This window comes from Cellulomonas sp. PS-H5 (assembly GCF_019265565.1).
GTDB lineage: Bacteria > Actinomycetota > Actinomycetes > Actinomycetales > Cellulomonadaceae > Cellulomonas.
Map to the genome: position 1 here is coordinate 1 of NZ_JAHVCI010000116.1, position 3,714 is coordinate 3,714.

Below are 3,714 nucleotides of genomic sequence, written 5' to 3' on the forward strand. Positions count from 1 at the left end.
CCGCCGCGCCCGCCCGCCGCGCCGTCCGCACCCCCGGCCGGGTGCTCGCCGCCGCCGTCGCCGCGGGCGTCGCCGCCGCGCTCGGGGTGCACGCCGGCGCGACCCACGTCGGGCTGACCGACGCCGCCTGGGTGGACCGCGAGCACGTCTCCGGGAGCCTCGGTACCCGCGCGAGCTGGTGCGACACCGGGCTCTACCGGACCACGGCCCGCGGCGGGCTCGTCGCGGGCGCGGTGGGCACCGGCAGCACCACCGGCATCGCGGCGGTCGCACCGCTCCGCGTCACCCAGACCGGCTCGGCGTCCACCGCGACCCCGGCCGGGGCGACCCCGCTCGGCTCCGACGCCTACGTGGCGCCGGTGGCGGCCGCCGCACTGCAGTCGACGTCGACGACCCTCGGGAACGCCGTCACCTTCGGCACCGTCACGTCCGCGCAGAACCAGCAGTACGGCCGCGCGGCGAGCACGGGTGCCGCCGTCGGAGGCTCCGGCGCCGTCTCGACGGCCGGGGTGCTGAACGCGGCCACGCAGGCGGCCGGGTCCGGCCTGCCCGACCTCGCGACCGTCGACGTGCGCGCGCTCGTCACCGCGGGCGCGCTGAGCACCGGGATCGGCGCCGCGCCCGCGGCCGACCTCACCGGCCTCCGCCTCGTGCCGGGGACCGTCGCGTCGACCACCGTCCGCGACGCCTGCATCTCCCGGCCGTCGACCACCCGCGCCTACGGCGTCTCCGCGCTCCGCCTCGAGGCCGACAGCACGGCCCTGCGCGCCGCCTCGACGAGCGCGACCGCCGCCGCCACCGCCGCGCAGGCCGCGATCACCGGCACCGGGACGGGTTCGGTCGCCGCCACCGCCGCGACCACCGTCAACGCCGTCTACCGCAGCAACCAGGAGCTGCTGAACCTCCTGACGCCGGGCACCTCCACCGGCACCCTGAAGCTCAGCGTGCCGGTGAACGTCCCCTCGGCCGTCGCGGCGCTCACCGGGCAGACCCTCGGCGCCGGCGGCCCGGTGCGCCTCGACCTCTCCACCGGGCGGATGACCGTCGACCTGGCCGCGCTCACGAGCACCACCCAGGGCGTCAACGGCCGGCCGGCGAACTCCGAGGTGCTCACCGCCGCGGTGATGAGCGCCGCGTCGTCGGCGGTCGGGACCCTCCTGCCCGCCTACCGGACGTCCGTGCTGAGCGCGGTGTCGACCGCGCTCGCGAGCAGCACGGCGACCCTGACCGTGTCCACGCCGATCACGCTGCTCGGCCTCGCCGCCGAGCCCTCCTCGGTGACGTTCACCGGGACCCTCAACCAGCTCCGCGACCAGCAGGGCACCGTCGCCGTGGTCGTCGGCGTCAACAACTCCTGCGGCCTGCTGACCGCCGCCTCGTGCACCTCGGTCCGGAACGCGCTCACCTCCGCGACCGGTACCGCCCAGCTGCGGTCGGCGGTGGCCACCGCCCTGACGAGCACGGTCTACGGCACCGCCACCGTGACGCCGACGCCGCCGTTCGGCACGTTCACCGCCGCGGTCGGGACCGCGACCGGCACGCTGCAGCCGGCGCTGACGAACCTCCCGTCCGTGCTGTCGGCGCAGGTCAACGTCCAGCCGGACCAGGCCGGCGCCCGCACGCCCGGGGTGGCGTTCGACGCCGGCGAGCTCGGCGTGACGGCCCTGCGCGTCGGGGCGGTCAGCGCGTCCCGCACCGCCTGGCTGGCCTTCGGCGTCTCCGCCGCCGGACCCATGGCCTACCAGCCGGTCGGCTTTATCGGCTGAGAATCGTTCCTACGCACCGGTAACAATCGCACCGCGACGCTCTGACCTGCATCTTTTCGAGCCCGAAATGTGCGCGTAACACGGGAATGTTCGAAAATCTCAGATCCTGTGCTACTCCTATGACCCACGTCACGGGCGCGCGAGCGCGCCCGTGGTCACGCGACCATCCCCCACGCGGCCGGGGACGCGCCGCCGGGTCACCCCGGGCGGCCGCGCCCCGGCTGGACCTCCTTCACAGGGAAGAGGTACACGCATGACTGCGGTTCCCCTCGGCCGCCGGCGCGGCATCGTCTCCGCGGCCGGCCTGGCCGCCACCGCCCTCGTCCTCGCCGCGTGCGGCGGCGGCTCCGGCGGCGGCGGCGACACGTCGGACGGCGGCGGCTCCGGCGGCGGCTCGCTGCTGATCGGCACGACCGACAAGATCACGACGATCGACCCCGCGGGCTCCTACGACAACGGCTCGTTCGCCGTGATGAACCAGGTGTACCCGTTCCTCATGAACACGCCGTACGGCAGCCCGGACGTCGAGCCGGACATCGCCGAGTCGGCCGAGTTCACCTCGCCGACCGAGTACACGGTCACCCTGAAGCCGGGCCTGACGTTCGCGAACGGGAACGACCTCACGTCCTCCGACGTGAAGTTCACGTTCGACCGCCAGCTCGCGATCTTCGAGTCGGGCGCGGACGACGGCAACGGCCCGGGCTCGCTGCTCTACAACCTGGACAGCGTCGCGGCGCCGGACGACACCACCGTCGTCTTCACCCTGAAGTCCCCCGACGACCAGGTGTTCCCGCAGATCCTGTCGAGCCCCGCCGGCCCGATCGTCGACGAGGAGGTCTTCGCCGCCGACGCGCTGACCCCGGACGCCGACATCGTCGACGGCCAGGCGTTCGCCGGCCCGTACACGATCACCGGCTACAGCCAGAACGACCTCGTGTCGTACGAGGCGAACCCGGAGTACCAGGGCCTGCTCGGCGAGGCGAAGACCCAGGAGGTCTCCGTCACGTACTACGCCGAGGCGTCCAACCTGAAGCTGGCCGTCCAGCAGGGCGACGTCGACGTGGCGTTCCGCAGCCTGTCCGCGACCGACATCGAGGACCTGCGGGGCGACGACAACGTCAAGGTCGTCGACGGCCCCGGCGGCGAGATCCGCTACATCACGTTCAACTTCAACACGCAGCCGTACGGCGCGACGACGCCGGAGGCCGACGAGGCCAAGGCGCTCGCCGTCCGCCAGGCCGTGGCCGACCTGATCGACCGCGAGGAGATCGCGGACCAGGTCTACAAGGGCACCTACACGCCGCTGTACTCGTACGTCCCGGAGGGCCTGACCGGCGCCACCGAGTCGCTCAAGCCGCTGTACGGCGACGGCGAGGGCGGCGCGGACGCCGACAAGGCGGCCGAGCGCCTCGAGGCCGCGGGCGTCGAGACCCCGGTCCAGCTGTCGCTGCAGTACAGCAACGACCACTACGGCCCGTCCTCCGGCGAGGAGTACGCGCTGATCAAGGACCAGCTCGAGTCCACCGGCCTGTTCACGGTCGACCTGCAGACCACCGAGTGGGTGCAGTACGCCAAGGACCGCACCTCCGACGTGTACCCGGCCTACCAGCTCGGCTGGTTCCCGGACTACTCGGACGCGGACAACTACCTGACGCCGTTCTTCCTGACGGACAACTTCCTGGGCAACCACTACGACAACCAGGAGGTGAACGACCTGATCCTGCAGCAGGCCGTCACCACCGACGCCGGCGAGCGCTCCGCGCTCATCGAGCAGATCCAGGACGCGGTCGCCGCGGACCTGTCCACGGTGCCGTACCTCCAGGGCGCCCAGGTGGCCGTCGTCGGGGCGGACGTGACCGGCGCCGAGGACACCCTCGACGCCTCGTTCAAGTTCCGCTACGGCGCCCTCGCCATCGGCTGATCCGACCGACACCACGCCCGGCGCGGG

At 73.3% G+C, this 3,714-nt stretch carries 2 protein-coding genes; both read left to right on the forward strand.

From position 1 onward, the window contains the following. On the forward strand, positions 1-1,766 hold a 1,766-nt coding region (locus J5O08_RS20395), incomplete at its 5' end, for a choice-of-anchor G family protein (protein WP_218708734.1). A 253-nt stretch (positions 1,767-2,019) separates the two neighbouring features. Further along, the gene (locus tag J5O08_RS20400) at positions 2,020-3,687 is read left to right on the forward strand and encodes an ABC transporter substrate-binding protein (RefSeq protein ID WP_218708735.1); all 1,668 of its coding nucleotides are present in this window, start codon (positions 2,020-2,022) and stop codon (positions 3,685-3,687) included. Positions 3,688-3,714 lie beyond the last annotated feature (27 nt).